The sequence below is a fragment of the Allobosea sp. FG18 genome (genome assembly GCF_057809495.1).
Genome location: NZ_JBMDKB010000010.1, coordinates 64,599 through 90,795, shown reverse-complemented (window position 1 = coordinate 90,795; position 26,197 = coordinate 64,599). Strand labels below are relative to the sequence as shown.

23 protein-coding genes are annotated in these 26,197 nt (G+C 67.5%); 17 read left to right on the top strand and 6 right to left on the bottom strand.

Going from position 1 to position 26,197, the window contains the following annotated elements; genetic code table 11:
* Window positions 1–99: 99 nt before the first annotated feature.
* The gene (locus ACODTJ_RS13090; RefSeq protein WP_454658823.1) at window positions 100–984 is read right to left on the bottom strand and encodes an aldose epimerase family protein; all 885 of its coding nucleotides are present in this window, start codon (window positions 982–984) and stop codon (window positions 100–102) included.
* Between the two features lie 242 nt (window positions 985–1,226).
* Here ACODTJ_RS13090 and ACODTJ_RS13085 point away from each other — a divergent pair, with 242 nt between their 5' ends.
* The 3 genes from ACODTJ_RS13085 (at window position 1,227) to ACODTJ_RS13075 (ending at window position 3,700) form a co-directional block, all read left to right on the top strand.
* Window positions 1,227–2,123, top strand: coding sequence for a 2-dehydro-3-deoxygalactonokinase (locus tag ACODTJ_RS13085; protein ID WP_454658824.1), 897 nt, complete (start codon window positions 1,227–1,229; stop codon window positions 2,121–2,123).
* Window positions 2,120–3,040, top strand: a complete 921-nt coding sequence (locus ACODTJ_RS13080) for a ribokinase (protein ID WP_454658825.1) — start codon at window positions 2,120–2,122, stop codon at window positions 3,038–3,040. Before ACODTJ_RS13085 ends, ACODTJ_RS13080 begins: the two co-directional genes overlap by 4 nt.
* A 132-nt stretch (window positions 3,041–3,172) precedes the next feature.
* Entirely contained in the window at window positions 3,173–3,700 is a 528-nt protein-coding gene (locus ACODTJ_RS13075; protein ID WP_454658826.1) for a retropepsin-like aspartic protease family protein, read from the top strand.
* Window positions 3,701–3,936: 236 nt separating this feature from the next.
* On the opposite strand, the gene ACODTJ_RS13070 is transcribed toward ACODTJ_RS13075, so the two are convergent.
* From ACODTJ_RS13070 to ACODTJ_RS13060, 3 genes are all read right to left on the bottom strand, one after another.
* A complete protein-coding gene (locus tag ACODTJ_RS13070) occupies window positions 3,937–4,533 on the bottom strand; it encodes a TadE/TadG family type IV pilus assembly protein (protein ID WP_454658827.1) in 597 nt (198 codons plus the stop codon).
* Window positions 4,534–4,547: 14 nt separating this feature from the next.
* Complete coding sequence (locus ACODTJ_RS13065) at window positions 4,548–5,096, bottom strand: TadE/TadG family type IV pilus assembly protein (RefSeq protein WP_488849020.1); 549 nt, start codon at window positions 5,094–5,096, stop codon at window positions 4,548–4,550.
* A 293-nt stretch (window positions 5,097–5,389) separates the two neighbouring features.
* A complete protein-coding gene (locus tag ACODTJ_RS13060) occupies window positions 5,390–5,890 on the bottom strand; it encodes a pilus assembly protein N-terminal domain-containing protein (protein WP_454658829.1) in 501 nt (166 codons plus the stop codon).
* Window positions 5,891–6,305: 415 nt separating this feature from the next.
* Between ACODTJ_RS13060 and ACODTJ_RS13055 the strand changes: the two genes are divergently transcribed.
* The 9 genes from ACODTJ_RS13055 to ACODTJ_RS13015 all read left to right on the top strand — a co-directional run bounded on the left by ACODTJ_RS13055 (window position 6,306) and on the right by ACODTJ_RS13015 (window position 15,030).
* Entirely contained in the window at window positions 6,306–6,488 is a 183-nt protein-coding gene (locus tag ACODTJ_RS13055; RefSeq protein WP_454658830.1) for a Flp family type IVb pilin, read from the top strand.
* A 142-nt stretch (window positions 6,489–6,630) separates the two neighbouring features.
* Window positions 6,631–7,143 carry an A24 family peptidase gene (locus ACODTJ_RS13050; protein WP_454658831.1) on the top strand — a complete coding sequence of 171 codons (513 nt, stop codon included), beginning with the start codon at window positions 6,631–6,633 and terminating at the stop codon, window positions 7,141–7,143.
* Window positions 7,144–7,267: 124 nt separating this feature from the next.
* Entirely contained in the window at window positions 7,268–8,029 is a 762-nt protein-coding gene (gene cpaB, locus ACODTJ_RS13045; protein ID WP_454658832.1) for a Flp pilus assembly protein CpaB, read from the top strand.
* Window positions 8,026–9,465 carry a type II and III secretion system protein family protein gene (locus ACODTJ_RS13040; RefSeq protein WP_454658833.1) on the top strand — a complete coding sequence of 480 codons (1,440 nt, stop codon included), beginning with the start codon at window positions 8,026–8,028 and terminating at the stop codon, window positions 9,463–9,465. The genes cpaB and ACODTJ_RS13040 overlap by 4 nt, the downstream gene beginning before the upstream one ends.
* A gap of 36 nt (window positions 9,466–9,501) precedes the next feature.
* Window positions 9,502–10,245, top strand: coding sequence for a CpaD family pilus assembly protein (locus tag ACODTJ_RS13035; protein WP_454658834.1), 744 nt, complete (start codon window positions 9,502–9,504; stop codon window positions 10,243–10,245).
* Entirely contained in the window at window positions 10,245–11,510 is a 1,266-nt protein-coding gene (locus ACODTJ_RS13030) for a CpaE/TadZ family protein (RefSeq protein WP_454658835.1), read from the top strand. Before ACODTJ_RS13035 ends, ACODTJ_RS13030 begins: the two co-directional genes overlap by 1 nt.
* A gap of 80 nt (window positions 11,511–11,590) precedes the next feature.
* On the top strand, window positions 11,591–13,039 hold the full coding sequence (locus ACODTJ_RS13025; RefSeq protein WP_454658836.1) for a TadA family conjugal transfer-associated ATPase: 1,449 nt from the start codon (window positions 11,591–11,593) through the stop codon (window positions 13,037–13,039).
* Between the two features lie 27 nt (window positions 13,040–13,066).
* Entirely contained in the window at window positions 13,067–14,044 is a 978-nt protein-coding gene (locus tag ACODTJ_RS13020; protein ID WP_454658837.1) for a type II secretion system F family protein, read from the top strand.
* 8 nt (window positions 14,045–14,052) lie between these two features.
* Window positions 14,053–15,030, top strand: a complete 978-nt coding sequence (locus ACODTJ_RS13015; RefSeq protein WP_454658838.1) for a type II secretion system F family protein — start codon at window positions 14,053–14,055, stop codon at window positions 15,028–15,030.
* Window positions 15,031–15,195: 165 nt separating this feature from the next.
* Here the strand turns inward: ACODTJ_RS13015 and ACODTJ_RS13010 are convergent, their stop codons facing one another.
* Window positions 15,196–16,089: a tetratricopeptide repeat protein gene (locus tag ACODTJ_RS13010; RefSeq protein WP_454658839.1), complete on the bottom strand. Its 894-nt coding sequence runs from the start codon at window positions 16,087–16,089 to the stop codon at window positions 15,196–15,198.
* Window positions 16,090–16,218: 129 nt separating this feature from the next.
* Between ACODTJ_RS13010 and ACODTJ_RS13005 the strand changes: the two genes are divergently transcribed.
* The 3 genes from ACODTJ_RS13005 to ACODTJ_RS12995 all read left to right on the top strand — a co-directional run bounded on the left by ACODTJ_RS13005 (window position 16,219) and on the right by ACODTJ_RS12995 (window position 18,934).
* A complete protein-coding gene (locus ACODTJ_RS13005) occupies window positions 16,219–17,601 on the top strand; it encodes a leucyl aminopeptidase family protein (RefSeq protein WP_454658840.1) in 1,383 nt (460 codons plus the stop codon).
* Window positions 17,602–17,681: 80 nt separating this feature from the next.
* A complete protein-coding gene (locus ACODTJ_RS13000) occupies window positions 17,682–18,035 on the top strand; it encodes a MarR family winged helix-turn-helix transcriptional regulator (protein WP_265057266.1) in 354 nt (117 codons plus the stop codon).
* Between the two features lie 41 nt (window positions 18,036–18,076).
* On the top strand, window positions 18,077–18,934 hold the full coding sequence (locus tag ACODTJ_RS12995; RefSeq protein ID WP_454658841.1) for a C40 family peptidase: 858 nt from the start codon (window positions 18,077–18,079) through the stop codon (window positions 18,932–18,934).
* Window positions 18,935–19,097: 163 nt separating this feature from the next.
* Here the strand turns inward: ACODTJ_RS12995 and mutS are convergent, their stop codons facing one another.
* Window positions 19,098–21,824, bottom strand: coding sequence for a DNA mismatch repair protein MutS (mutS, locus tag ACODTJ_RS12990; RefSeq protein ID WP_454658842.1), 2,727 nt, complete (start codon window positions 21,822–21,824; stop codon window positions 19,098–19,100).
* 104 nt (window positions 21,825–21,928) lie between these two features.
* On the opposite strand from mutS, the gene ACODTJ_RS12985 reads away from it, so the two are divergent.
* Together ACODTJ_RS12985 and ACODTJ_RS12980 are read left to right on the top strand one after the other, a co-directional pair.
* Window positions 21,929–23,761 (top strand): methyl-accepting chemotaxis protein, encoded by a 1,833-nt coding sequence (locus ACODTJ_RS12985; protein WP_454658843.1) that lies wholly within the window; start codon window positions 21,929–21,931, stop codon window positions 23,759–23,761.
* A gap of 121 nt (window positions 23,762–23,882) precedes the next feature.
* The gene (locus ACODTJ_RS12980) at window positions 23,883–26,168 is read left to right on the top strand and encodes an NADP-dependent malic enzyme (RefSeq protein ID WP_454658844.1); all 2,286 of its coding nucleotides are present in this window, start codon (window positions 23,883–23,885) and stop codon (window positions 26,166–26,168) included.
* Window positions 26,169–26,197 lie beyond the last annotated feature (29 nt).

The window sequence follows — 26,197 nt, the reverse complement described above, 5'->3', positions numbered from 1 at the left end:
CAGCGCCGATCCGGAATCCATCGGAGGGCTCGGCACTCTACGATGGATCCCGGGTCAAGCCCGGGATGACCGGCGGGTTTCCGCACAAGCTTTCAAGCGCTAGATCGCCTCGGGCACGATCCTGAGCCAGCCTTCCAGCGTCTCGCCCGGCGCCAGACGCTGGAGCGGTGCGGCGGCACGCGCCGGCGGTTCGCTCGGCGCGCCGATGGCGTGGCTCTGCGGCTCGACGCAGAGGAAATCAGCGCTGGCCGGTGCCCAGACCACCGGGCAGTCGAGATTATCGCTCGCGGTCAAGGTAATCGCGAGGCCGGTCGAGGGCGTCTCGATCCTCGCCGTGCCGTCCCAGCCGAGGAAGCTCCAGGCGGTGACGGTCTCGGCGCGGAAAGGCTGCGCCTCGGCATAGGGGCCGCCATCGGCGAAGGCCTGCTGGCCGGTCGCGCGGAAGGCCTCGCCGAAGACCAGCGCGCCGTCGCTGCGCATGACGAGGCGCGTGTCGGTGGCACAGGGAAACCAGGGATGGTGCCCCATGCCGAACGGTAGTGCCGTCTGCGCCTCGTTGGTGATCGCCATCCGGATGGTCATACCGGTGTCATCGAGGATGACTTCCTGCCGCGCCCGGTAGCGATAGGGATCAATTCCCTCGGTTCGCAGATGTTCAAGGACGGTATGACCGCGGTCATACTCCAGAACGTCCCATGCGGCCTGCCAGCCGAAACCGTGGATCGCCCCGCCCGGATCGTTCTGCGGGACGAGAAAGCGCTGCTCGCCATCGTCGACGACGCAGCCGAAGGCGCGGTTGGCGAAAGGCAGCAGCGCCCATGTCCCGAAGAAATTCGGCGAGGTCGTGCCCGGCTGCCGTCCGGCAGGCGGGTAGAGCACGTCATGGCGCCGCCCGTCCGGCCCGCGCCAGCTCAGGGAGGAGACGATGCCGCCCATCTCGGGATGAATGACGGCGTCGAGGCCGCCCGCTTGCAGTTCGAGCATCCGGCTTGTCCGATTCGTCCTCGTGATCCCGAATCTCAGGGTTGCCGGGAAGTCATACCTTGCACAAGGCTTCTCGGTCCCGGCTCTTGACCGGGCCGGGCACGGCAGAGACAGTCGCGCGCCTTGGATCGCCGCGCGTCCTATCGGACGCGATAGCGGCGATCCATACATGTATTGTCGCATCGGCTTCTTCCGGAAAGTGGATTCCACTTTTCGGTCCGATGCTGCTGCCGGAGCCTGCCATGCCCAAACCTCTGATCGCGCTCGACTGGGGCACGACCCGCGCACGCGCCTTCCTGATCTCGGAGACGGGCGCAGTGCTGGAGCGACGCATCGCCGATCGCGGCATCCAGTCGGTCCCGGCCGGCGGCTATCCGGAAGCTTTCGCCGAGCTTGCCGGCGATTTCCTGAAGGCTGCGCCCGATGCAGCGATCGTGCTCGCCGGCATGGTCGGCAGCCGCAACGGCTGGATCGAGGCACGCTATGTCCCCTGCCCGGCTTCGCCCGCCGAGATCGCGGCTGCCGCGATCAAGGCCGAGCTCGATGCCGCGACGACGGCCACCATCTTGCCCGGCCTGAGCTGCGACGACGGCGCCTTCGACGTGATGCGCGGCGAGGAGACCCTGATCGTCGGGCTCGGCCTGACCGACGGCATCGCCTGCCTGCCCGGCACGCATTCGAAATGGGCCGAGATCAAGCAGGGTCGCATCACCCGTTTCGCCAGCTTCATGACCGGCGAGATCTACGGGCTGCTGCGCAACGACTCGATCCTCGCCAGGCTGGCCGAAGCTCCCTCGGAGGCGGACACCGTCGAAGGCGCCGCCCGCGGCCGCGCTGCTGCCGGCCGGCCCGGCGGATTGCTCAACACCGCCTTCGCGGCCCGCACCGAGGTCCTTGCCGGCCGGATGCCGGGCGGCGCGGTCGGCCCTTATCTCTCGGCGCTGCTTGTCGGTCAGGAGATCGCCGGGGCCGAGGCCTTGTTCGGCAAGGGCCAGACGATCCATCTCGTCGCTGACGGAGCGCTGGCCGAGAGCTATGGCGCCGGCCTGCAGGCAAGGGGGCACGCCATCCAGCTCATTTCGCCTGAAGCGGCCTTCGTCGCCGGCGTCAGGCGGCTCGCGGCCGATCTCCCGGCATGATCGTCGTCTTCGGCTCGATCAATATCGATCTCGTGACCCCGGTCGAGCGCCTGCCGGGGCCGGGCGAGACCGTGCTCGGCCCGGGCTATGCCCTGCACCCCGGCGGCAAGGGCGCGAACCAGGCGCTTGCGGCCCGTCGTGCCGGCGCGGATGTCGTCCTTGTCGGCGCGACCGGGCGGGACCGATTCAGCGATGCCGCGCTGGCGCTGCTCACCGCCGAGGGCGTCGACCTCGATCATGTCGCACTGGTCGACGAGCCGACCGGCGCCGCCTTCATCGCGACGGATCGCGAGGGCGCCAACCAGATCATCGTCGCAGCCGGCGCCAATGCCGTCGTGCGGCCGGATGCCTTGCGGCAGCTCGAGCTTGCGGCGGAGGATATCCTGTTGCTGCAACGCGAGGTCCCCGAGGAAGCCTGCCTCGCAGCGGCGCTCGCGATGAAGCAAGCCGGCGGGCGCGTGATCCTCAACCTCGCCCCGGCCGAGGCGCCTTCGCCCGCCCTCCTCGAACAGCTCGATATCCTGATCGTCAACGAGCACGAGGCCGCGGTCCTGGCGCAAGCGCTCGGCTGGCCGGAACGGGACCCCGATGCGATCGCCCGCCGGCTCGACAATGAGCGGCACATCGTCACGATCGCGACGCTGGGAGCAGCCGGAGTCGTGGCCTGGATCGACGGCACCCGCCATCGGCTCGACGCGCCGCAGGTCGCGGTCGTCGACACCGTCGCGGCGGGCGACAGTTTCACCGGGGCCTTCGCTGCAGCGCTCGCCGCCGGGAAGGCGATGGGCGCTGCGCTGCGCGACGGGCTCGCCGCCGGTTCGCTCGCCTGCACCAAGCGGGGAGCCCAGCCGAGCATCCCCTCTGCTGTCGAGATCGCAGCCCTGGCCGCCACGCTTGCCGGCGAACCCCGCCGGTAAGTCCGGATTAAGCCTTTCGGCACTCCGCCAGGTCTCCTCCTCCGGTTGCACGCAAATGCATGCAGCCCGTTCACGCTTCGTCAGGGCTCGCTTCCGCATCGTGCGAGCACCGGCGGAGGGACCGGAGGGACCGTGACGACATCACCATTGATCTGGGCGTTGAGCGTGGCCGGTGCCGCTGTCGTCGGGGCCTTGTCCTATACGCATTGGCTCGCCCCGCGCATGGCGAACGAAGCGCCCGCCGCCGCGGTCGCCGCGACAGCGCAGAGAGCGCCCGGACCACGCATGCCCACGACGCTTGCGGTCGCGGCCGATTATCGCGGGCACTACATCGTGCACCCCTCGGTCGACAATTACCGCATCAAGATGATGGTCGACACCGGCGCCAGCTTCGTGGCGCTGACATCCGCCGACGCGCAAGCGCTCGGGATCAGGAACGACGCCTCGTCGCGCAAGGTCATGCTCAGCACGGCCAACGGCACGATCGTCGGCTTCCGCACCGTGCTGCGGGAGATCCGGCTCGGCGAGATCGTCGTCCGCAATGTCGATGCCGTCGTCCTGCCCGAGCGCGCGCTCTCGATGAGCCTGCTGGGCAACTCCTTCCTCAGCAAACTCCTGGGCTACGAGGTCCAGACCGGGCGCATGGTGCTGCGCGGCTAGAGCCATTCCGCAATTCTCCGAATCGCTGAATGGCTCCAGGTCCTTGTTTTGTTGCATTTTCTTTACGCGAACCGGCGTCCACTTCGCTCGAAAAGGCTCTCGAGCCATTCCGGCAACCGCGCATAGCGGCTTCTGCGCTCGGGACTGCAAAGAGCGCGAAACCAGGGGGCGTTGGAGGCGAGCCTGTGTTCGCGGGAACGCGGACCGTCCGACCGGTCGCCGCGTCGCGAAGCGTTTCAGCTGAAGTTCGGGCAGGCGTTGGTGCCGGTCCGCACCACCTGTTCGACGCTCGGGGAGCCGCCGGCCAGGCCATTGCGCGGACGCGCAAAGATCGCGTGGTCGCCGAGCGTAAGCGTCCCGGTGATAACATAGCCGAGGTTTGGCGTGTACTTGTAGCTCGCGTGCGCCATGATCACCGAGGTATTCGGAACCCGAACGCTATCGGGAACGATGACCGTGGTTCCCCGGCCCGGCGCGACGCCATTGCGCTCGTTGCTCCAGCAGACCTTCGCAACGCCGGTCGCGTCGATGACGACATTGGCGATCACCATGGAGGCATTGTTGTAGTCGTACGGCATCAGGATCGTCTGCGCGGCATTGAAGATATTCTCGACTTCCGCGGGCGAAACCGACTGGACGCGCGCCGTGAGATCGCTGAGAGCCGAGGTCAGCTGCGTGACCTTGCGGTTGACCATCACGAGCTGCACCACCTCCACCATGCCGACATAGGCGACGAGCATCACCGGCATCAGCATGGCGAACTCGACCAGCGCCACGCCTTCCCGATCGCGGCAGAACCGGCGCCAGAGGCGCGGACCCGTCTTTTTGCGCATGCCCATCATCCCGATCAAGACCCTGCAGGAGGAGTGGCGCCCGACGCGACGAAGGGCTCGGCCCGGAAGGCCATGCTCACGACGATACCGCGGCGGCCTGACCCGGGGGACCCGATATTGGCCAGCCCCGTCGAGGCCCAGCCCGTCAGGAAGAGCTTGTAGTCGAGCACGGCGCGCACGACGACGATGTCGTTGCCCTGCGGCTGGGTGTAGCCGAAGCCGGTCGTATTGAGGCCCCCGCCGGCAATCGGATTGCTCCCCGCCGTCCCGGACGACGCGGCGGAGAAACTGTTGTAGACGCGGACGTCGACATACAGTTTCGAGCAATCGATGAGCCCTATCGGCGCACGGGCGCAGATGGCGTCGCGGAACTTCACAGCGTTCGCCGCGCCGGTGGGCGCATTGTAGAGCGTCCGCGATTGCCCCGTGACCAACGAGCGCGAAACTTGCGACAGCGACTCTTCGAGAATCTGGTTGGACCAGAACATCAGAGCCGTCTCGAAGATCGCGAAGAGAAGCGCGAAGAACGGTACCGCGACGAAGCCGAACTCTACGGCGGCCACGCCATCCTGGGAGCGACGGAAGCGCCGAAGCAGCGGGAAGCGAACGCCGCGGCGCTGCGGCACTCTACTCGGCAACGGCCCATTTTTCGTTCGGTCGAACATCCATTTGCCTCATCGAGCTTCGGCCCAGGCCAGAAATCTCTACGACAAAAGAATTTCCGATCGGTTAGGAGCGCCGCCGGCCAGCGCGAAACGGCATGAAGCTTTCGCTAACCATCGCCGCACGCACGAGCGCGTGCCGCGCGCGCGTTCCTGCAACAGGCTTCAAGGGGTTTCGACTGCCAGGGCCTGCCCTAGTTCCGCGCGCCGCCCGCCGCGAGCGCGTTGCGCGCGCTCGCCTGCCCTGCGGTGCGGCCGAAGAAGCTCTGCGCATCGCCCATCTGGATCGAAGGCTCGCAGTTCGGATTGCAGGCATAGCTTTCGCGGTCCATGCCCCGCTGAACCGTCAGAACCTCGTCGGACGCCGCACCGACCCGCACCATCGATTCGGCCAGCAGCGTTCCGTTGGCGTCCAGCGCGATCAGGTTGGTGACGCCGAAGCTCTTGCCGGTGACGATCATGACGCCGTTGCGCTGCACCGCCACATCAGCGATGGCCGGATTGCCGACGACAACCGTCTGAGCCTTCTCGGGCAAGCGCACGACCTTGGCGTGATCGACGAGAACGACCACGCTTTCGGATTTTTCACGCTGCGGCGCGGCGGCAGCGGTCCCGCAGATGGTGATCGCGAGGGCTGTCGCGGCCACCCAGCGCGTCAGCCGACGGCGCCCTTCAGGAGCACGAATGATCAACATGGCGGCGCCTCAAGCTTTGCGACCTCCTCAATGAAGCCCAAAATGATGAATCAAACCCTAAGCACGCCGCGGACAGCGATCTCATACGGCTGAACCGATCGTGCCGCAGCGAAATAACGGAGAGATCGAGCGCTTATATCGAGGCAAACTCGAAATAAATTGACGCTATTCGATCGATTAAACGCCTTGTTTACCGATCAAAACTCGTCAATCTGGCTTTACTCATAAGCTGCCATTTGATTTATGCCTGCTAAATCGAGCGTTAACCACAGAAAAAACACGACCGAAAACAAGCCAATTCTTCGATCCTCTTAACCGATCGGCAAGACGAGCGGGCTAGTGTCGTTCCTGTCGCTGACCGAAGCCACCTCAGAGCACAGGCAGCCGTCAAACCGTGGTGTAAAGGAGTTTCAGCATGACCAATCTTTTCGCTCGCTTCGTCAAGGACGAGTCCGGCGCCACCGCCATCGAATACGGCCTGATCGCCGCCCTGATCGCCGTCGCCGCCATCACCGCGATGACCACCGTCGGCACCGAGCTGATCGCCAAGTTCACGACCATCTCGGACACGCTGAAGAACGCCGGCACCGGCGGCTAAGCCATAGTTGCCCGCAAGGGTGACGCCAGGGCGCTCCGGGCAACCGGAGCGCCTTTCTTTCTTCAGGTGAGCTTTCCGCATCCGCGTAAAGCTTTCGGTGACAAACCAACGTCAGGATGACACGCATCCGGAGCCCGCTTCCATGTCGCTGTCCCTTGTCCTCGTCCTTGGTCTTTTTCCGCTCGCCATGGCCTATGCGGCCGCGAGCGATCTTGTTTCGATGACGATCTCGAACCGGCTCTGCCTGATCCTGATTGCGGGCTTCGCGGTCTGCGCGGCCGTGCTGGGCTTCGATCTCAGCAAACTCGGCTCTCACCTGGCTGCCGGGGCGCTCGTTCTCGCCATCTCCTTCGGGTTGTTCGCCGCCGGCTGGATCGGCGGGGGCGACGCCAAGCTCGCCGCCGCGACCGCCCTGTGGTTCGGTTTCGACCAGCTCATGCCCTACCTGTCGATCGCCGGCCTATTCGGCGGCCTCCTGACCTTCGCCCTTCTCATGCTGCGCGCCCGCCCCTTGCCGGCGCTGATGGAGACATGGCCATGGCTGCGCAGGCTGCACGCCGCCAACGAGGGCGTACCTTACGGCATCGCGCTGGCTTTTGCCGCGCTGCTCGTCCTGCCGGAAACGAGGATCTGGCACGCCGCGATCGGCCTCTGACCCGCCGCGCGGCCGTAACGTCAGCGGCGCTCAAAAAATATACGACCGATTAACCATAAGTTGACGTTTCCCGACGACGATCCGGGACGAGAGCCAATCACACTTGGCCGAGGGTCGTTCGTCCATGAGTCCCGCACGCATCATCATTCTCGCGGTCGCGCTCGTAGCAGGGCTGGGCGCGGCAGTGCTCGTCCAGAGCCCGAAAGCCCCCGCGCCCGTCGCAAAGATCGAACAGGCGCCGACCGTGCCGGTCCTGGTCGCGGCGACCGACATCCCGGTCGGCAACACCGTGACGGCCACCGACCTGCGCTGGCTCGACTGGCCGCTGGCCAGCGTGCCGGCCGGCATCATCCGCAAGGACGAAACGCCCGAAGCCGAAACAGAGATCATCGGGCAGGTGGCGCGCTATGCCACCCTCGGCGCCGAGCCGATCCGCCGCGAGAAGCTGATCAAGACCGACGGAACCGGCTTCCTCTCGGCGGTCCTGCCCGCGGGCATGCGCGCCGTCGCGATCTCGACCGACAGCCGCGGCGCCAACACCGCCGGCGGCTTCATCCTTCCCAACGACCGTGTCGACGTGATCTCCACCTCGCGCGGCGAATCGGATGGCCACGTCAGCGAAGTCATCCTGCGCAATATCCGCGTCCTGGCGATCGGCCAGAACGTGCAGGAACGCAACGGCGAAAAGGTCGTGGTCGGCGAGACCGCGACGCTCGAGATCGAGCCGGGACAGGTCGAAGGGCTGGTCCAGGCCCAGAAGTCGGGCTCGCTCTCGCTGGCCCTGCGCAGCCTCAAGGATGCCGGCGAAAAGAACCCGCCCGCCCAAGCCGACAACTCCATGACGCTCGTGCGCTACGGTGTCACCTCGAAGAGCGTGAAGCCATGATCAGATCTTCTCTCCGCCTCGCGACGGCCCTCGCGCTCGCTCTGGCCGCAGGCAGCGCCGCCGCCCAGTCCACAGGAAGCGGACCCGCTCCCGTCCTGAACGTCGGCTCGAGCGAGAACGCGATCTCCCGCAAGCTCGACCTCTCGATCGGGCGCTCGCTGATCGTCGAGTTGCCGCGCGACGCCAAGGAGGTCTTCGTCGCCAATCCGAAGGTCGCCAACGCGGTGGTCCGGACGGCGCGCAAGCTCTTCGTCATCGGCATCGCCGACGGCAACACCTCGATGTTCGTAATGGATGGCGACGGCCAGCAGATCACCGCGCTCGACATCAATGTCGGGCGCGATCTCAACGTGCTCAGACAGACGCTGCGCACGGCGCTCCCGAATTCACAGATCGAGATCAAGCCGGCGGGCGATTCGATCCTGCTCATCGGCACGGTGCCGAACGCCTCGGACGCGACCCAGGCGGTCGACATCGCCAAGGCCTTCGTCGGCGGCGCCTCCTCCTTCAGGGCCGGCGCGGTGATCAACTCGCTGACCATCCGCGACCGCGACCAGGTGATGGTGAAGGTCACGGTGTCCGAGGTCGCGCGCAAGGCGATCAAGCAGCTCGGCATCAATTCCAGCGGCGAATGGAAGCTCGGCAACTTCTCGATCACACCCACGATCGACAACCCCCTCTCGCTTTCGCCGCAGGCCCTGTCCGCCTCGGCGATCAGTGCCGGCATCGGCAATTCCAAGAACTTCACGCTGCGGGCGCTGGAACGGGCCGGCATGGCGCGCGTCCTGGCCGAGCCGACGGTGACCGCGATCTCGGGCGAGAGCGCGAAATTCACCGCCGGCGGCGAGGTTCCGATCCCGACCGGCTACACCTGCGACCCGGCCAAGGCCGTCTGCACGCTCGGCGTCACCTACAAGCCGATCGGCGTCGCCCTGAACTTCACCCCGATCGTGCTCTCGGCGAACAAGATCAGCATGCGCATCGCGACCGAGGTCACCGAACTCGACTTCGAGAACCAGATCGTGCTCCAGGGCGGATCCGGCCAGCCCACCGTCACCGTCCCCGCCTTCCGCGTACGCAAGTCGGACACGACGGTCGAGCTGCCGTCCGGCGGCACGCTGGCCACCGCCGGCCTGATCCAGCGCGTCTCCAAGACCTCGATCAACGGCCTGCCCGGCCTGATGAACCTGCCGGTCATCGGCGTGCTGTTCCGGTCGCGCGACTACCAGCGCGAGGAGACCGAGCTGATGATCGCCGTCACGCCCTACATCGCCAAGCCGATGCAGCCGAGCGAGGTCCAGCGGCCCGATGACGGCTTCGTCGAGACCCACGACGCCCAGGCGATTCTGCTCGGCCGCCTGAACAAGATCTACGGCAGCGGCGGCGGCCCGGTTCCGCAGGCTTACAAGGGCCGCGTCGGCTTCATCGCCGACTGAGCGCACCCCGCGACAACGATGATGGATGGCCCGACCATGACGGTTTCCTCCCGGATCGACTCGACAGGACCACGCCTGATCGTCGCCGTGCTGGCGCTCAGTGCCCTCCTCGGCGGCTGCGCCAAGCGCGCGCCCGAGGGCGACACGCTCGCCTACGGACCGGAAGACGTGCGCGAGCGGCACCCGATCGTGCTGCGCGACGCTCCACGCTCGCTCGACGTCTTCGTCGGGCGCAGCGGCAGCACGCTCGATGCCCGGCAGGCCGAGGATGTCGCCAGCTTCGCCCGCGAATTTCGCCGCTCCGGCAAAGGCGGCCTGGTGGCCGAGGTCCCGACCGGCGATCGCCGCGACCGAGCGGCCCATGACACGCTGAACGGCATCCGGGCAGCGCTGTCGCGCGGCGGCGTCTCACCCGCCGTCCTCAGCGTCCGCAGCTATCCCGTCCGGGATCCCGGCCTGACCTCGCCAATCCGCCTGACCTTCGCTTCGCTGCAGGCAAGCGTGGCGCATTCTTGCGGACAATGGCCGACAGACCTGGGCGCCTCCGATTTCAGGTTCTCGGCCTCGAACGCACCCTATTGGAATTTCGGCTGCACATCGCAGGCGACGCTGGCGGCGCAGATTGCCGATCCGATCGATCTCGTCCGCTCCCGCGACGAGGGCCGCCCCGACATCGTCAAGCGCATGGGCGCCATCACCAAGCTTCGCGAGGGCCGGGATCCCTCGACCCAGTACCGCCAGCAGACGCCGCAGATCAACTCGGCGGTCGGAGGCAACTGATGCACGCCGAAACCCGCGACGTCCCCGCGCTCGACCTGCCGAACGACGAGATCATCGCGCCGCTGCCGCGCATCACGCTGCAGGCTTTCTGCGAAACGCCGGCCGTCGCCGCGACCATGCAGGCCGCGGTCGCCGACCGGCGCATGGACAAGGCCCATGCCCGCGTCCAGATGGGCGGGCCGGCGGCCGCCGTCGAGGCCTTCCGCGCCGCGCCCACGCCCAACGTCATCGTGCTCGAAGCCGTGGCCGACCCCGCAACGCTGGTCTCGCATCTCGAATCCCTGTCCGAAAGCTGTGACCCCGGCACCAAGGTCGTCGTGATCGGCCATGTCAACGACGTCCAGCTCTATCGCGACCTGATCCGCCGCGGCGTCAGCGAATATCTGATCGCGCCGCTGGAGCCACTCGACATCCTGCGCACGCTGTCGGAGCTCTACATCGCCCCGGAGGCCCGCAATCTCGGCCGCGTCATCGCGGTTATGGGGGCCAAGGGCGGCGTCGGCGCCTCGACCGTCGCGCACAACATCTCCTGGGCGATCGCGCGCAATCTCGATGCCTCGACCGTCGTGGTCGACCTCGACATCGCCTTCGGCACGGCCGGGCTCAACTTCAACCAGGACCCGCCGCAAGGCATCGCGGAAGCGGTATTCGCGCCCGAGCGCCTCGATTCCAACATGCTGGACAGGCTCCTGTCGCGCTGCAGCGACAATCTCGCGCTGCTGGCCGCTCCGGCGATCCTGGACCGGACGGTCGATCTCGACGAGGACGCGCTCGAACAGCTCCTCGACCTGCTGCGCGCCAGCGTGCCCTGCATCATCCTCGACGTGCCGCATCAGTGGAACGCCTGGGTGAAGCGGACGGTGCTCGGCGCCGACGAAATCCTCATCGTCGCCGAACCCGAGCTCGCCTCCCTGCGCAACGCCAAGAACCTGGTCGACCTGTCGCGGGCGACGCGGCCCAACGATGCCGTCGCCCGGCTCGTCCTCAACCGCGTCGGCGTCCCCAAGCGGCCGGAGATCAACGCCGGAGAGTTCTCCAAGGCACTCGGCATCGACGTGCTCAGCACGGTTCCGTTCGACGCGCAATTGTTCGGCACGGCCGCCAATAACGGCCAGATGATCGCCGAGGTGCAGGCGGGCAGCAAGGCGACCGAGGCCTTCACCCAGATCGCCAGCGCGCTGACCGGACGCGGCGAAGCCAAGCGGGGCCGGCGCAGCCTGCTCGAGCCATTCGTCGCGAAGCTGAAGCGCCGCAAGGCCTCGTGAGGGACAGGGACTGACGATGACGGGGAGACGCCCGCACGCCAGGCAAGAGACCGGCCCGGATCGGGCGGGAGAGTGTTGAGATGTTCGGCAAGCGATCCGCAGGCGCCGGTACCGCGCCCAACCTGAACGCAAGAGCGCCCGTGGCCGCCCAGGCCGCGTCGCGCAAACCCGAGCTCGCTCCGGCCGCCATGGAGGAACGCAGGGTCGCGCCGGTGGTCGAGGCGACCCCGCGCTCCGAAGACTACTACCAGATGAAGAGCATGATCTTCGGGGCGCTGATCGAGGCCATCGATCTGTCGCAGCTCGCGAAGCTCGATGCCGAATCGGCGCGCGAGGAAATCCGCGACATCATCAACGAGATCATCTCGCTGAAGAACGTCGTGCTCTCGATCGCGGAGCAGGAAGAGCTGCTCGACGACATCTGCAACGACGTGCTCGGCTACGGACCGCTCGAGCCCCTGCTGGCCCGCGACGACATCGCCGACATCATGGTCAACGGCGCCAACCGGACCTTCATCGAAACCGCCGGCAAGATCCAGCTCACCAATATCCGCTTCCGCGACAACGCGCAGTTGATGAACATCTGCCAGCGCATCGTCAGCCAGGTCGGCCGGCGCGTCGACGAAAGCTCGCCGATCTGCGACGCGCGCCTCGCCGACGGGTCGCGCGTCAACGTCATCGCGCCGCCGCTGGCCATCGACGGCCCGGCGCTCACCATCCGCAAGTTCAAGAAGGACAAGCTGACGCTCGACCAGCTCGTCAAGTTCGGCGCGATCTCGCCGCCGGGCGCCGAGATCCTGAAGATCATCGGACGGGTCCGCTGCAACATCGTCATTTCGGGCGGCACGGGTTCCGGCAAGACGACGCTGCTCAACTGCCTGACCAACTATATCGACGAAGACGAGCGCGTCATCACCTGCGAAGACGCGGCCGAGCTGCAGCTCCAGCAGCCGCATGTGGTGCGCCTCGAAACACGCCCGCCCAACCTCGAAGGCACGGGCGCGGTGACGATGCGCGACCTCGTCAAGAACTGCCTGCGCATGCGTCCGGAACGTATCATCGTCGGCGAGGTGCGCGGACCCGAGGCTTTCGACCTGCTCCAGGCGATGAACACGGGCCATGACGGCTCGATGGGCACGCTGCACGCCAACTCGCCCCGCGAGTGCCTGAGCCGTATCGAATCGATGATCACCATGGGCGGCTTCTCCCTGCCCTCGAAGACGCTGCGCGAGATGATCTGCTCGTCGGTCGACGTCATCATCCAGGCCCAGCGCCTGCGCGACGGATCGCGCCGGATCACCCACATCACCGAAGTGATGGGCATGGAAGGCGAAGTGATCACGACGCAGGACCTGATGCTCTACGACATCGTCGGCGAGGATGCCGCCGGCAAGCTCATCGGCCGGCACCGCGCCACCGGCGTCGGGCGGCCGCGCTTCTGGGAGCGCGCGCGCTATTTCAACGAGGACCAGCGCCTCGCCGCCGCTCTCGACCAGCTCGAAGAAGCGGGCACCAGCCATGCCCTCTGAACGGAAGCTCTCGCGCGGAGGCCGGGCATGAACACGAGCATGCTCGCCGTCGCGCTGTTGGCCATGATCGCCGTCGGCGGCGTGGTCTACGCCCTGCTCTATCCGACGCTCAGCGGCGAGAAGCGCGCCGAGAAGCGGCGCAAGGAGTTCGCCGGGCCGAGCGCGGTGCGCGGCATCGACCGGGAGGCGCAGGCCCGCAACAAACGCGGCCAGATCGCGCAGAGCCTGAAGGATATCGAGAACCGCGAGAACGCGCGCAACAAGATCTCGCTCGAGCAGCGCATCGGCCAGGCCGGCTTAACCTGGACCCCCAAGAAATATTACGGGATCAGCGCGGGAATCGCGGCCGCGGTCGGGCTCCTGCTGTGGCTCGCGAGCGGAAACTGGATCCTCGGTCTCGTCGGCCTCTTCATCGGCGGCTTCGGCATGCCTGCCTGGTTCCTGAAACGTTGCAAGAGCACGCGCCTGAAGAATTTCGGCGTCGAGTTCCCCAACGCGCTCGACGTCATCGTGCGCGGCATCAAGGCAGGCCTGCCCGTGAACGACTGCCTGCGCATCATCGCGAACGAAGCCACGGAGCCGGTGAAGAGCGAATTCAGGATGATCATCGAGTCGCAGGCGCTGGGCCTGCCGCTGTCGGAAGCCGTCGTCAAACTGAACGAGCGCATGCCCTGCGCCGAGGCCAATTTCTTCGGGATCGTCATCGCCATCCAGCAGAAGACCGGCGGCAACCTCTCCGAGACGCTCGGGAACCTGTCACGCGTGCTGCGCGAGCGCCGCAAGATGCGCGACAAGATCGCGGCGGTATCGATGGAAGCCAAGGCCTCGGCGGCCATCATCGGGTCGCTGCCCCCGGTGGTGGCCATCCTCGTCTGGCTCACCACCCCGAAATACATCGAGCTTCTCTGGATTACCCAGGCCGGCAAGGTTGCGCTGGTCGCGAGCGGCCTGTGGATGCTCATCGGCATCTTCATCATGAAAAAGATGATCAATTTCGACATCTGAGACGGACAATGATTGCCCAGATCGCCAACAGCGTCACCAATCCGCAGTTCATGCTGGCGCTGCTGGCCGCCATCGCGGCGGCAGCGACCGTGCTGACGATCGCGATTCCGCTGACCGAGGGCAACAATCTCCAGAAGCGCATGAAGAATGTCGCGACGGAGCGCGAAAAAATCCGCGCCCGCGAACGCGAGAGACTCAACCGGCAGAACGAGAAGGTTTCGCTGCGGCAGGAGCCGAAAGCCTATATGCGGCGCATCGTGGAGCGCTTCAAACTGGGCGACTGGCTCGGCACGGAAAACGCCAAGAAGCAGCTCGCCATGGCCGGCTATCGCGGCCCCCAGGCGGAAGTCACCTTCCTGTTCTTCCGCCTCGCCGCTCCTGTCGGGCTGTTCCTGTTCACGCTGTTCTACGTCTTCGCCATCAATGGTTTCGGCCAGCCCTTCACGATCAAGATCGCCATGGCGATCGCCGGCGCCTATCTCGGCATCAAGGCTCCGGAAATCTTCCTGTCGAACCAGGCCAGCAAACGGCAGATGTCGATGCGCCAGGCCTTTCCGGACGCGCTCGACCTGCTGCTGATCTGCGTGGAATCCGGCATGTCGATCGAGCACGCGTTCCGGAAGGTCGCGGGCGAGATCGGCAACCAGTCGGTGCCGCTGGCGGAGGAATTCGCGCTGTGCACGGCCGAGCTGTCCTATCTGAGCGACCGGCGCATCGCCTACGAGAACCTCGCGATCCGCACCGGCCTCGAGAGCGTGAAATCGGTCTCGACAGCCCTGATCCAGGCCGAGCGCTACGGCACGCCGCTCGGCACCGCCTTGCGCGTCCTGGCCCAGGAAAGCCGCGACCAGCGCATGTCGGCGGCCGAGAAGAAGGCGGCTGCGCTGCCGCCGAAACTCACGGTGCCGATGATCCTGTTCTTCCTGCCGGTGCTGTTCGTCATCATCATGACGCCCGCCCTGGTGCAGGTCTTCCACTGGAAGTGAAGGCTGCGCGATCGCCGGGTTTCGACCCCGCGCAAAGATGGCAGCACCGTTGCACGCTTCGGCATTAGGCCCGCTGATGAAGAAGGCCGGAGCCCCAGGGCTCCGGCCTTCTTCGGTTCTGCACGAGTCTTCCGAGGCGCGCCAGGTTCGTCGGAGATGCCGTCTTTAGGCCGGCGGGGCGGCGGCAGGCATGGCACCCGCTCCCTGGACCGCCGGCTGCCGCGCCGGCGCCTGAGCCCGACCTTTGCCGCCCTTGAGCAACTCCCAGCTGTTCTGCTGGCTGACGCTGCGCTTGAGATAGGCGATCGCCGCCGCGGCCTCGGCCGGACTCTGGTCGCGGCGGGCGAGGGTCTCGGCCTCGCCGAAGCGTCCCTGCAGGCCGAGGACCAGCACGAGATTCTGGCGGACGCGAGCATCCGCCCGCTCGGAGGCCACGGCCTCGGACAGAATGCGCTCGGCCTCCGGCAGGTTGCGCGACAGGGCGAGCGACAGCCCGTAGTTCGACATGATCGTCGGCTCGTTGGGAGCAAGCTTCAGCGCCGACTGGTAGATCTGCTGGGCGCGCGCGTGCTCGCCGAGCTGGTCGGCGACCGTGCCCTGCGCCGACAGGATTCGCCAATCCGGACGCTCGGGCGAATGCGCCCGCGACAGCACGTCGTCCGCCTCCCGGAAACGTCCGTTGTCCGCGAGCGTGCGGCCATAGGCGCCGAGCAGCTCGCGATCGTCCTGATGGATGAGGATGGCGCTCTGCAGCACGGCCAGGGCCTGTGCGTTCTGATCGAGGCTCCGCAGCGCCCGCGCATAGTAGAAGGCGGCGTCGCGGTCCTTGGGATTGGCATCGTAGCGCTTGGCCCAGGTCTCGCGATCAGCCTGCCAGTCCGACGCGGTGCGCGGCTGGCTAGCCTGGCTGCGGCCGATCGAGCCGGTGATGTCACCCAGACCGCCACGGCCCTGGCAACCGGCAAGAGCGAGCGCCGCAAGACAGACGGCGAGGCCGAGACCTGTACGGGAGCCCCGCGCGGGCTCGCGGGCTGAAGAATGGGGCCGGGCAGAAGACATGGGCCGGATCGCCTCCCGAAAACGGGTCGTCTGGATGGGTTCACTGGTCGATCCGGTGATAAAGCGTTAACCCTAATGCATTCTTAATTGCCTCCCCGACGCCCCTGCCCGAAACCGAAACAGCGCTCCGTGCATAGTCTTCTGATCTCCGCTCCCGCCGCCGCCATTCCCGTTCACGTCGCCTCGGCCAGCACCTGGCCCGCGCTTCAGGACAAGCTCTCTCCGGCCCAGCGCAGCTTCGCCCTCGCGCAGGGTTTTGCCGCCCGCGCCGGCCAGCATTGCCTGCTGCCCGACGCACAAGGGGCGCTGGCGGCTGTCCTGCTCGGCATCGATGCTACCGCGCGCCGGCCCGATCCGTTCGCGGCCGGGCGGCTCGCCGCGCTGCTGCCCGCCGGCGATTACATCTTGTCGGGAGAGATCGGCGATCCCGCGCTGGCCACGCTGAGCTGGCTGCTGCAGGGCTACCGTTTCGATCGCTACCGCAAGCCGAACCCGGCACGCGCCCGGCTGGTCATCCCCGATGGCGTCGATGGCGAGGAGATCAGCCAGATCGCCGAATCCGCGATGCTGGCGCGCGACCTCGTCAATACGCCAGCCAATGAGCTTGGACCGGGCGAGATCGAAGCGGCGATCCGCGGACTCGCCACCGAATGCGGTGCGACGGTCACCAGCATCATCGGCGACGACTTGATCGCCCGCAATTTCCCGATGATCCACGCGGTCGGCCGTGCCTCGACGCGGGCGCCGCGGCTCGTCGACCTCACTTGGGGCGATCCCGCCCATCCCAAGGTCACACTCGTCGGCAAGGGCGTCGCCTTCGACACTGGCGGGCTCAATCTCAAGCCCGATGCCTCGATGCTGCTGATGAAGAAGGACATGGGCGGCGCAGCGGCAGCGATCGCGGCGGCGCGGATGATCATGCTGGCGAAGCTGCCGGTACGCTTGCGCCTGCTCGTTCCGGCCGTCGAGAACGCCGTGTCGGGCAATGCCTTCCGGCCCGGCGACGTGCTGGCCAGCCGCAAGGGCCTTTCGGTCGAGATCGGCAATACCGATGCCGAGGGTCGGCTGATCCTGGCCGATGCGCTGGCTCTCGCCGACGAAGAGGCGCCGGCGCTGCTGGTGGATTTCGCGACGCTGACCGGCGCCGCGCGGACCGCGCTCGGGCCTGAACTGCCGCCCTTCTACACGCATGACGAAAGCCTCGCCGCCGAGATCGCCCGGCTCGGCATGGCCATGAACGACCCAGTCTGGCGGCTGCCGCTCTGGCCGCCCTATGACGGCCTGCTCGAGTCCAAGATCGCCGACGTCAATCACATCTCCAGCGGCGGTATGGCGGGCTCGGTCACGGCGGCGCTGTTCCTCAACCGCTTCGTCGAGAAGGCGCAATCCTATGTCCATTTCGACATCTATGCCTGGAATCCGGCGGCCAGGCCGGGACGGCCGGAAGGCGGCGAATGCCAGGGTGCAAGGCTGATCCACGCGCTGGTGAAGCAGCTTTATCCGCGCAGTTAAGGCTGATCGGCGAAGGCGATTGCGCGACAGCGCCACCGCGCTAATGATACGGGTCCGTAACGATCTGGACCCGTGTCTTTATGCCCCTGGAGATCAGACCTTCGCAGGCGCTCAAGCTGTGGCGGCAGGTCCATCTCGATCTGGTGCGGGACCACGATGCCGATCTCTCGGCGCGCCAGACCGCGATCCTGCTGACGGTCTATCTCGAATTGCCGCCGCATACCGTACGCGGCCTCGCCAAGCAGCTCGGCGTGACCAAGCCGGTGATCACGCGCGCGCTCGACACACTCGGCAAGCTCGGCCTGCTGACGCGCAAGCGCGACGAGGCGGACCGCCGCAATGTCGTGATCCAGCGCACCGTCGCCGGGGCGCTCGCCGTCGAGCGGCTGGCCGATCTCGTGACCGAGCATGCCAAGGAGATCGGCGGAAGCTGACGCCTCTCCCCGACCGCCTCCCGCCACGCTAGATTGCCGCCATGACCGCGATTCTCGACCGCCGCATCCACGCCTTCCGCCCCGATCTCGCCGCCCGCGCGCTGACGGGGCAAGTCGAGGCCTCGCGCTTCGCCGACCCGCAGGCGATGCGCGTCGTCGCGGCCTCCGCTCCGGTGCGGCGTGAACCGCGCCCCGACGCCCCGCTCGACACCGAGGCGCTCGCCGGCGAGCTGGTGCAGGTCTATGAGCGCGAGGAAGGCTGGGCCTGGGCGCAGCTCGCGGGCGACGGCTATGTCGGCTACATCCCCGACGATGCCCTGCGGCCGGACCAGCCCGCGCCGACGCATCGCGTCGCGGATTTGCGGACCTTCGTCTATCCCGGCCCTTCGATCAAACTGCCGCCGCTGACCTGGCTTTCGCTCGGCGCCTCTGTCGCCGTCGTCGAGAGCAAGGGCGATTTCGCGGTTCTGGCCGATGGCGGCCATGTCTTCGCCGCCCATCTCGCGCCGCTCGACGAGCATGAGACGGATTTCGTCGCTGTCGCCGAGCGCTTCGTCGGCGTGCCCTATCTCTGGGGCGGCAAGACCAGCCTCGGGCTCGACTGCTCGGGCCTGACCCAGCTTTGCCTGGCGGCGGCCGGCATCGCCGCGCCGCGCGATTCCGACATGATGGAAGCGACGCTCGGCCGGCCGGTCGAACTGCGCGAGGACCTGTCAGGGCTCCAGCGCGGCGACCTCGTCTTCTGGAAGGGCCATGTCGGCATCCTGACAGACCCTGACACGCTGCTCCATGCGAGCGGGCACGTCATGAGCGTCTATCGCGAACCCTTGCGAGAGGCACGCGACCGCATCCGCGCCAAGAGCTTTGGCGCGATCACCGCCATCAAGCGGCTGGGCTGACGCCCCGATCCATTAAAGCGCGCCGTCATCCCGGGCGGAACGAAGCGCAGACCCGGGATCCATGCCTGAACCTCTATGGGCCGCGCTCCGGCATGGATCCCGGATCGGCGCCGCTGACGCGGCTTGTCCGGGATGACAGCGTGGAGACGTCCTCCAGAACCGCTCAGCCCAAACCCTTCAGCCGGTAGAGCGCTTCCAGCGCCTCGCGCGGGGTCATCTCGTCCGGGTCGATCCCGGCGAGCGCCTCGCGCAATCCGTCCGGCTCCCCCTCGACGACGACCGGCGCGGCCCGGCGCGGCGGCACGGCGAAGAGCGGGAGATCGTCGACCAGCGAGGCGACCGGCTTCTCGCGCTCGGTCTTCTCCAATTCGCCGAGAATGGCGCGGGCCCGCTCGACCACGGCCGGCGGCAGGCCGGCGAGCTTGGCGACCTGGATGCCGTAGGAGCGGTCGGCCGCGCCCGGCACGACCTCGTGCAGGAAGACGACCTCGCCCTTCCATTCGGTGACGCGGACGGTCGCGTTGGCGACGCGGTCGAGCCGGTCTCCGAGCGCCGTCAGCTCGTGGTAGTGCGTCGCGAACAGGCTGCGGCAGCGGTTGATCTCGTGGAGATGCTCGATCGCGGCCCAGGCGATGGACAGACCGTCGAAGGTCGCGGTGCCGCGCCCGATCTCGTCGAGGATGACGAGCGCGCGCGGCCCGGCCTGGTTCAGGATCGCGGCGGTCTCGACCATCTCGACCATGAAGGTCGAGCGGCCGCGCGCCAGGTCGTCGGCGGCGCCGACACGCGAGAACAGCCGGTCGACGATGCCGATATGCGCCGCCGTAGCCGGCACGAAGGAGCCCATCTGGGCGAGCACCGCGATCAGGGCGTTCTGACGCAGGAAGGTCGATTTACCGGCCATGTTCGGACCGGTGATCAGGCAGATGCGTCCGCCCTTCGCCTCAGTGCCCGGCGGCGACAATTCGGTATCGTTGGCGACGAAGGGTTTGCCGTCGCGCTTCAGCGCCGCCTCGACCACGGGATGGCGGCCGCGCTCGATGGTGAAGGCTGCGCCGTCATCGACCTGCGGGCGGCTCCAGCCCTCGCGGGTCGCGAGATCGGCCAGGGCCGCGGCGACATCGAGTTCCGCCAGTGCCAGCGCGGCAGCCTTGATCGGCTCGGCCTGGGCGAGCACCGCCTCGCTGAGCGCGGCGAAGATCGCGAGCTCGAGCTTCAGCGCCCGGTCGGCGGCGGAGGCGATCTTGGCCTCGAGCTCGCCGAGTTCGACCGAGGAGAAGCGCATCGCGTCGGACATGGTCTGGCGGTGCACGAAGGTCGCGCGCCAGGGATCGCGCAGGAATTCCTCGCCGGTCGCCTGGGGCACTTCGACGAAATAGCCGAGCATGGCGTTGTGCTTGATACGCAGCGTCCGGCAATTGGTCTCGGCCGCGTAGCGCGCCTGCAACTGGGCAATGACCTTGCGCGAGTCGATCTGGAGCAGGCGCAATTCGTCGAGCGCCGGATCGAAGCCTTCGCGCACGAAGCGGCCGTCGCGGCGATTCAACGGCAATTCGTCGGCCAGCGTCGCGTTGAGGCGAAGCGGCAGATCGGGATCGCTCTCGCCGAGCGCGCGCATGGCGCGGGCAAGCTCGACGGGGAGCTCGCCGCGCCGGACGAGCAAGGCGGCAATCGCGCGGGCAGCATCCAACCCGGCGCCGAGCGCGGCGAGATCGCGCGGGCCACCACGGTCGAGCGAGAGCCGCGCCAGCGCGCGGGCAACGTCCGGGACCTTCTCCAGAGCGGAGCGCAGATCCTCGCGCAGGCCGGCGTCAGTGACCAGAAGCTCCACCGCATCGTGACGCGCGGCGATGGCGGCGGGATCGGTCAACGGCCCGGCGAGGCGCTCGGCCAGCAGGCGCGCCCCGCCCGGCGTCACCGTGCGGTCGATCGTGGCGAGAAGGCTGCCCTGGCGCTCGCCTCCGAGCGTGCGCGTCAGTTCGAGATTGGCGCGGGTCGCCGCGTCGATCAGCATCGTCGCCGAGCCGGCATCGCGCACCGGGGCCGAAAGCGGCGGGCGGGCGCCGAGCTGGGTGCGCTCGACATAAGCCAATGCCGCACCGGCCGCCGCGATCTCGGCGCGCGTGAAGGCGCCGAAGGCATCGAGCGTGGCGACGCCGAAGAACTCTTTCAGACGCCGCTCGGCGGAGGCCGCGTCGAGGCCATCACGGGCGAGCGGTGTCACGGGAATCGTGATCTCGCGCCAGAACTCCCTGAGCTCGGGATCGTCGTGAATGGCATCGGGGCAGACGATCTCGCGCGGCTCCAGGCGCGAGAACTCGATGGCGAGCCGCTCCTGCGGCGTCTCCATCACGGTGAAACGGCCGGTCGAGATGTCGATCGCCGCGAGGCCGTAGAGCGAGGCTGCCTCGCCGGTCTTGCGGCGCGCGACGGCGACGAGGAGGCTCGCGCGGCCGGGTTCGAGCAGCCGCTCCTCGGTGATCGTACCGGGCGTAACGAGGCGCACGACGTCGCGCTTCACCACCGATTTGTTGCCGCGCTTCTTGGCCTCGGCCGGGTCCTCGGTCTGCTCGCAGACGGCGACGCGATGGCCGGCCGCGATCAGGCGCTGGAGGTAGTCGTCAGCGCGCTCGACCGGCACGCCGCACATCGGAATGTCGTCGCCCTGATGCTTGCCGCGCTTGGTCAGGACGATGCCGAGGGTACGCGAGGCGATCTCGGCGTCCCGGAAGAACAATTCGTAGAAATCGCCCATCCGGTAGAACAGCAGGCAATCCGGATTGGCGGCCTTGATCTCGACGTACTGCGCCATCATCGGCGTGACGCGCTCGGCCGCGGCGGCAGCCGGGGACGCGGGGCGGGCGGATTCGGGGGGAGAGCTCTGGCGCATTGCGCCGGCACGCTAGCAAAATGTCCGGCCAAGGCCATCCGTTAGGATGGCTTTCAACAATTCAAAGCACTGTTCGGCAGCCGAATCGGGCCAGGATCTCCACATTGCTGCTGATCAACCTCGCCGAAAGCCTGTTCTTCCTGCTGCTTGCGGGATTGCTGCTGACCGTCGCCACACCCCGGCTGGGCGACCGGGCCTGGTTGCGCCAAGTGATCGTCGGCATCCTGTTCGCCGCCGGCGCGCTCGTCAGCATGGGCAACCCGTTCGTGCTCCAGCCCGGGCTCGTCGTCGATTCCCGCAACAGTTTCGCGATCCTCGCCGGCCCGGTCGGTGGCCCGATCGCCTCCGTCCTGACAGCCGCGCCGCTGGTCGCGATGCGCTATCTCAGCGGCGGCGTCGGCATGGTCACCGGCGTCACCGGCATCGTCGCGCGTGCCGTCATCGGCATCGCCTATGCGCTGTGGCTGGCGCGGCGCCGGCGTCCGCTCGGCCTCGGCGATCTCGCGGCGCTCAGCGCCATCGACGCCATCGTCCTGATCGCCTCGGTGGGCTTCATCCCCGGCGCGGCCGGCGAGCGCTTCCTGCGCGAGGCGGTCCCGGTCATGATCCTGGTCGGAACGATCGGCATCTTCCTGACCGGCATCATCGTGATCAACGACAGCGAAAGGCGGGAGACGGCCTATCGGCTGCGTACCTTGATCGACCGGGCGCCGGGCACGCTCTACCAGCGCATCGTGCGGCCGGACGGCACGATGACCTACCAGTTCGCCTCCTTCGCCATCGACAAGCTGCTGGGGATCACCAAGCAAGAGGTCGAACGGGATCCCGGGGTCTGGCTCGACAAGCTCCTGCCAGAGGATCGCGCCCGCTTCGAGCAGATGCGGCGCGACCAGCAGGAAACCGAAACGCTCTGGCGCTTCGAGGGACGCTACCATGGCGCGGATGGCGACATCGTCTGGCTGCGCAGCGAATCGACCAAGCGGCGCCTCCGCGACGGAACGCTGGTGTGGGACGGAATCCTGCTCGACATCACCGCCGAGAAGACGCTGGAGACGCGCCGGAACGAAGTCGAGACGCTGCGCAAGACGACGCTCGACGCACTCGCTGGTGATCTCGAGCGGACTGTCGGCAAGGCGCTCGGCGATGTCAGCGCCTCGCTGCGCGGCATGCACGATGCCGCGGGCCAGATGGTCGAGAACGCCAACAAGACCACCCTGCGCGCCGAGAGCGTGACGCAGGAGGCCGACAGCGCCTCGCGCCGCGTCGGCAGCGTCGCGGTCGCGGCCGAGGAGATCGAGGCCTCGATCCGCGAGCTGACCCGCCAGACCAGCCATGCCGACGACACCGTCCGCGCCGCCGCATCTTACGTCCGCAGCACGCGCAGCGACGTCGCCGGGCTGACCGAGGCCGCCGACAAGGTCCGTGCCGTGCTCGACTTCATCGAGGAGATCGCGGCCCGCACCAACCTGCTCGCCCTCAACGCGACGATCGAGGCCGCGCGCGCCGGAACAGCCGGCCGCGGCTTCGCCGTGGTCGCCGGCGAGGTCAAGACTCTCGCCGAGCAGACCCAGAAGGCGACCCGCGATATCGCCGAGACGCTGGCCGACATCCGCGGCGCCGCCGCGACCGCCTTCGAGGCCGTCGCCCATATCGAAGGCACGATGACGACGATCGAGCAGACCTCGGGCGCGATCGCCGACGTCGTCAGCCGCCAGGCCGGCATCGCCTCGACCATCGCCGCCGACGCGCAGGCCGTCGCACTGAGCGCCGATGCCGTCACCGTCAATGTCGGGGCCGTCGGCGCCGAAGCGCGGGTCACCGGCGATGCCGCGATCCAGGTCGCGGACGCCGCCCGCAAGGTCGACGAGCAGGCCGAGGCGCTCGACCGCTATGTCGCGGATTTCGTGCGCAGCGTGCGGACCGCCTCGCGGGCCTGAGCGCCCGCGACACCTCTCCGCGCCAACGAGAGTTCTGTGAAGCACTCGCCGCTTGTGATCTCAGGCGCCACCGACTTATGCTCGGTTCCCCTCGAGGAAACGCACAAGAAAAGACGCTTCGATGAACGACCGTCCGACGACCAAGCGCGCCCGCCCGACCTTCACCGACCAGGAGGCCCTGCTGTTCCACTCGCAGGGACGGCCCGGCAAGCTGGAGGTGGTGCCGACCAAGCCGATGGCGACGCAGCGCGATCTCTCGCTGGCCTATTCGCCCGGCGTCGCCGTGCCCGTCCTGGCGATCGCGGAAGACCCGTCGCGCGCCTATGACTACACGACGCGCTCGAACCTCGTCGCGGTGATCACCAACGGCACCGCCATCCTCGGCCTCGGCAATCTCGGCGCGCTCGCCTCGAAGCCGGTGATGGAGGGCAAGTCGGTCCTGTTCAAGCGCTTCGCCGATGTCGACTCGATCGACCTCGAAGTCGACACCGAGGACCCGGACAAGTTCATCGAGGCCGTGCGCTATCTCGGCCCGTCCTTCGGCGGCATCAATCTCGAGGACATCAAGGCGCCGGAATGCTTCATCATCGAGCAGCGCCTGCGCGAATTGATGGACATCCCGGTCTTCCATGACGACCAGCACGGCACCGCGATCATCGCCGCCGCCGGCCTGATCAACGCGCTCGACATCACCGGACGCGATATCAAGGCGACCAGGCTCGTCATCAACGGCGCGGGTGCGGCGGCCATCGCCTGCATCGAACTGCTCAAGGCGATGGGCTTCAAGCCCGACAACGTCATCCTCTGCGACACCAAGGGCGTGATCTACCAGGGCCGCACCGAGGGCATGAACCAGTGGAAATCGGCCCATGCCGCGGTCACCGACCGGCGCACGCTGGCCCAGGCGCTCGATGGGGCCGATGCCTTCTTCGGCCTGTCGCAGAAGGGCGCGGTGACGCCGGAGATGGTCGCCTCGATGGCGCCGAACCCGATCATCTTCGCCATGGCCAATCCCGATCCGGAGATCACGCCGGAAGAGGTCCATGCCATCCGCGACGACGCGATCATGGCGACCGGCCGTTCGGACTATCCGAACCAGGTCAACAACGTGCTGGGCTTCCCCTTCATCTTCCGCGGCGCGCTCGACGTGCGCGCCACCACGATCAACATGGAGATGAAGATCGCCGCGGCGGAGTCGCTGGCGATGCTGGCGCGCGAGGACGTGCCTGACGAGGTCGCCGCCGCCTATCAGGGCTCTCGCCCGCGCTACGGCAAGGACTACATCATCCCGGTGCCGTTCGATCCGCGCCTGATCCATGTCGTGCCGATGGCGGTCGCCAAGGCCGCGATGGATACCGGCGTCGCCGGCAAGCCGATCGTCGATACCGCCGCCTACAAGGCGCAGCTCTCGGCACGGCGCGACCCGATCGCCGGCACGCTGAACCGCATCTTCGAGCGCGTCCGGCGCTATCCCAAGCGCGTCGTCTTCGCCGAGGGCGAGGAGGAGCAGGTCATCCGCGCCGCCGCCTCCTTCGTGGCGCAGGGGCTCGGCCAGGCCATCCTGGTCGGCCGCGAGGACCGCATCACCGAAGCCGCGACCTTCCTCGGCGTCGATCTCGAAGCCAAGGGCATCTCGGTCCAGAACGCCCGGCTCTCCCACCGCAACAGCGCCTATGCGCAATATCTCTACGAGCGGCTGCAGCGGCAGGGCTATCTGTTCCGCGACTGCCAGCGCCTGATCAACCAGGACCGCAACCATTTCGCCGCGGCGATGGTGGCGCTGGGCGATGCCGACGCAATGGTCACCGGCGTGACCCGCAACTACTCGATCGCGCTGGAGGAGGTCCGCCGCGTCATCGACGAGAAGCCGGGCCATCGCGTGATCGGCGTTTCGATCGTGATCTCGCGCGACCGGACCGTGCTGGTGGCGGACACCGCGATCACCGAGATGCCGACGGCGCGGCAGCTTTCGGAAATCGCCATCGAGGCGGCCGGCGTCGGCCGCAGGCTCGGCTACGAGCCGCGCGTCGCGATGCTCGCCTTCTCGAGCTTCGGCCATCCGGCCGGCGAGCGCTCGGAGAAGGTGCGCGAGGCGGTGGCGCTGCTCGACGGCCAGCGCGTCGATTTCGAGTATGACGGCGAGATGGCCGCGGACGTCGCGCTCAATCGCGAGGTGATGAGCCAGTACCCGTTCTGCCGTCTCTCGGGGCCGGCGAACGTGCTGGTGATGCCGGCCTTCCACTCGGCCTCGATCTCGACCAAGCTGCTGCAGGAACTCGGCGGCGCGACCGTGATCGGCCCGCTGATCGTCGGCCTCGACAAGCCGATCCAGATCGTGCCGCTCGGCGCGAAGGATTCCGACATCGTCAATATGGCCGCGCTCGCCGCCTTCAACATCGGCGGCTGACGCCTATCATACTGCCTGAGCCGGACGGA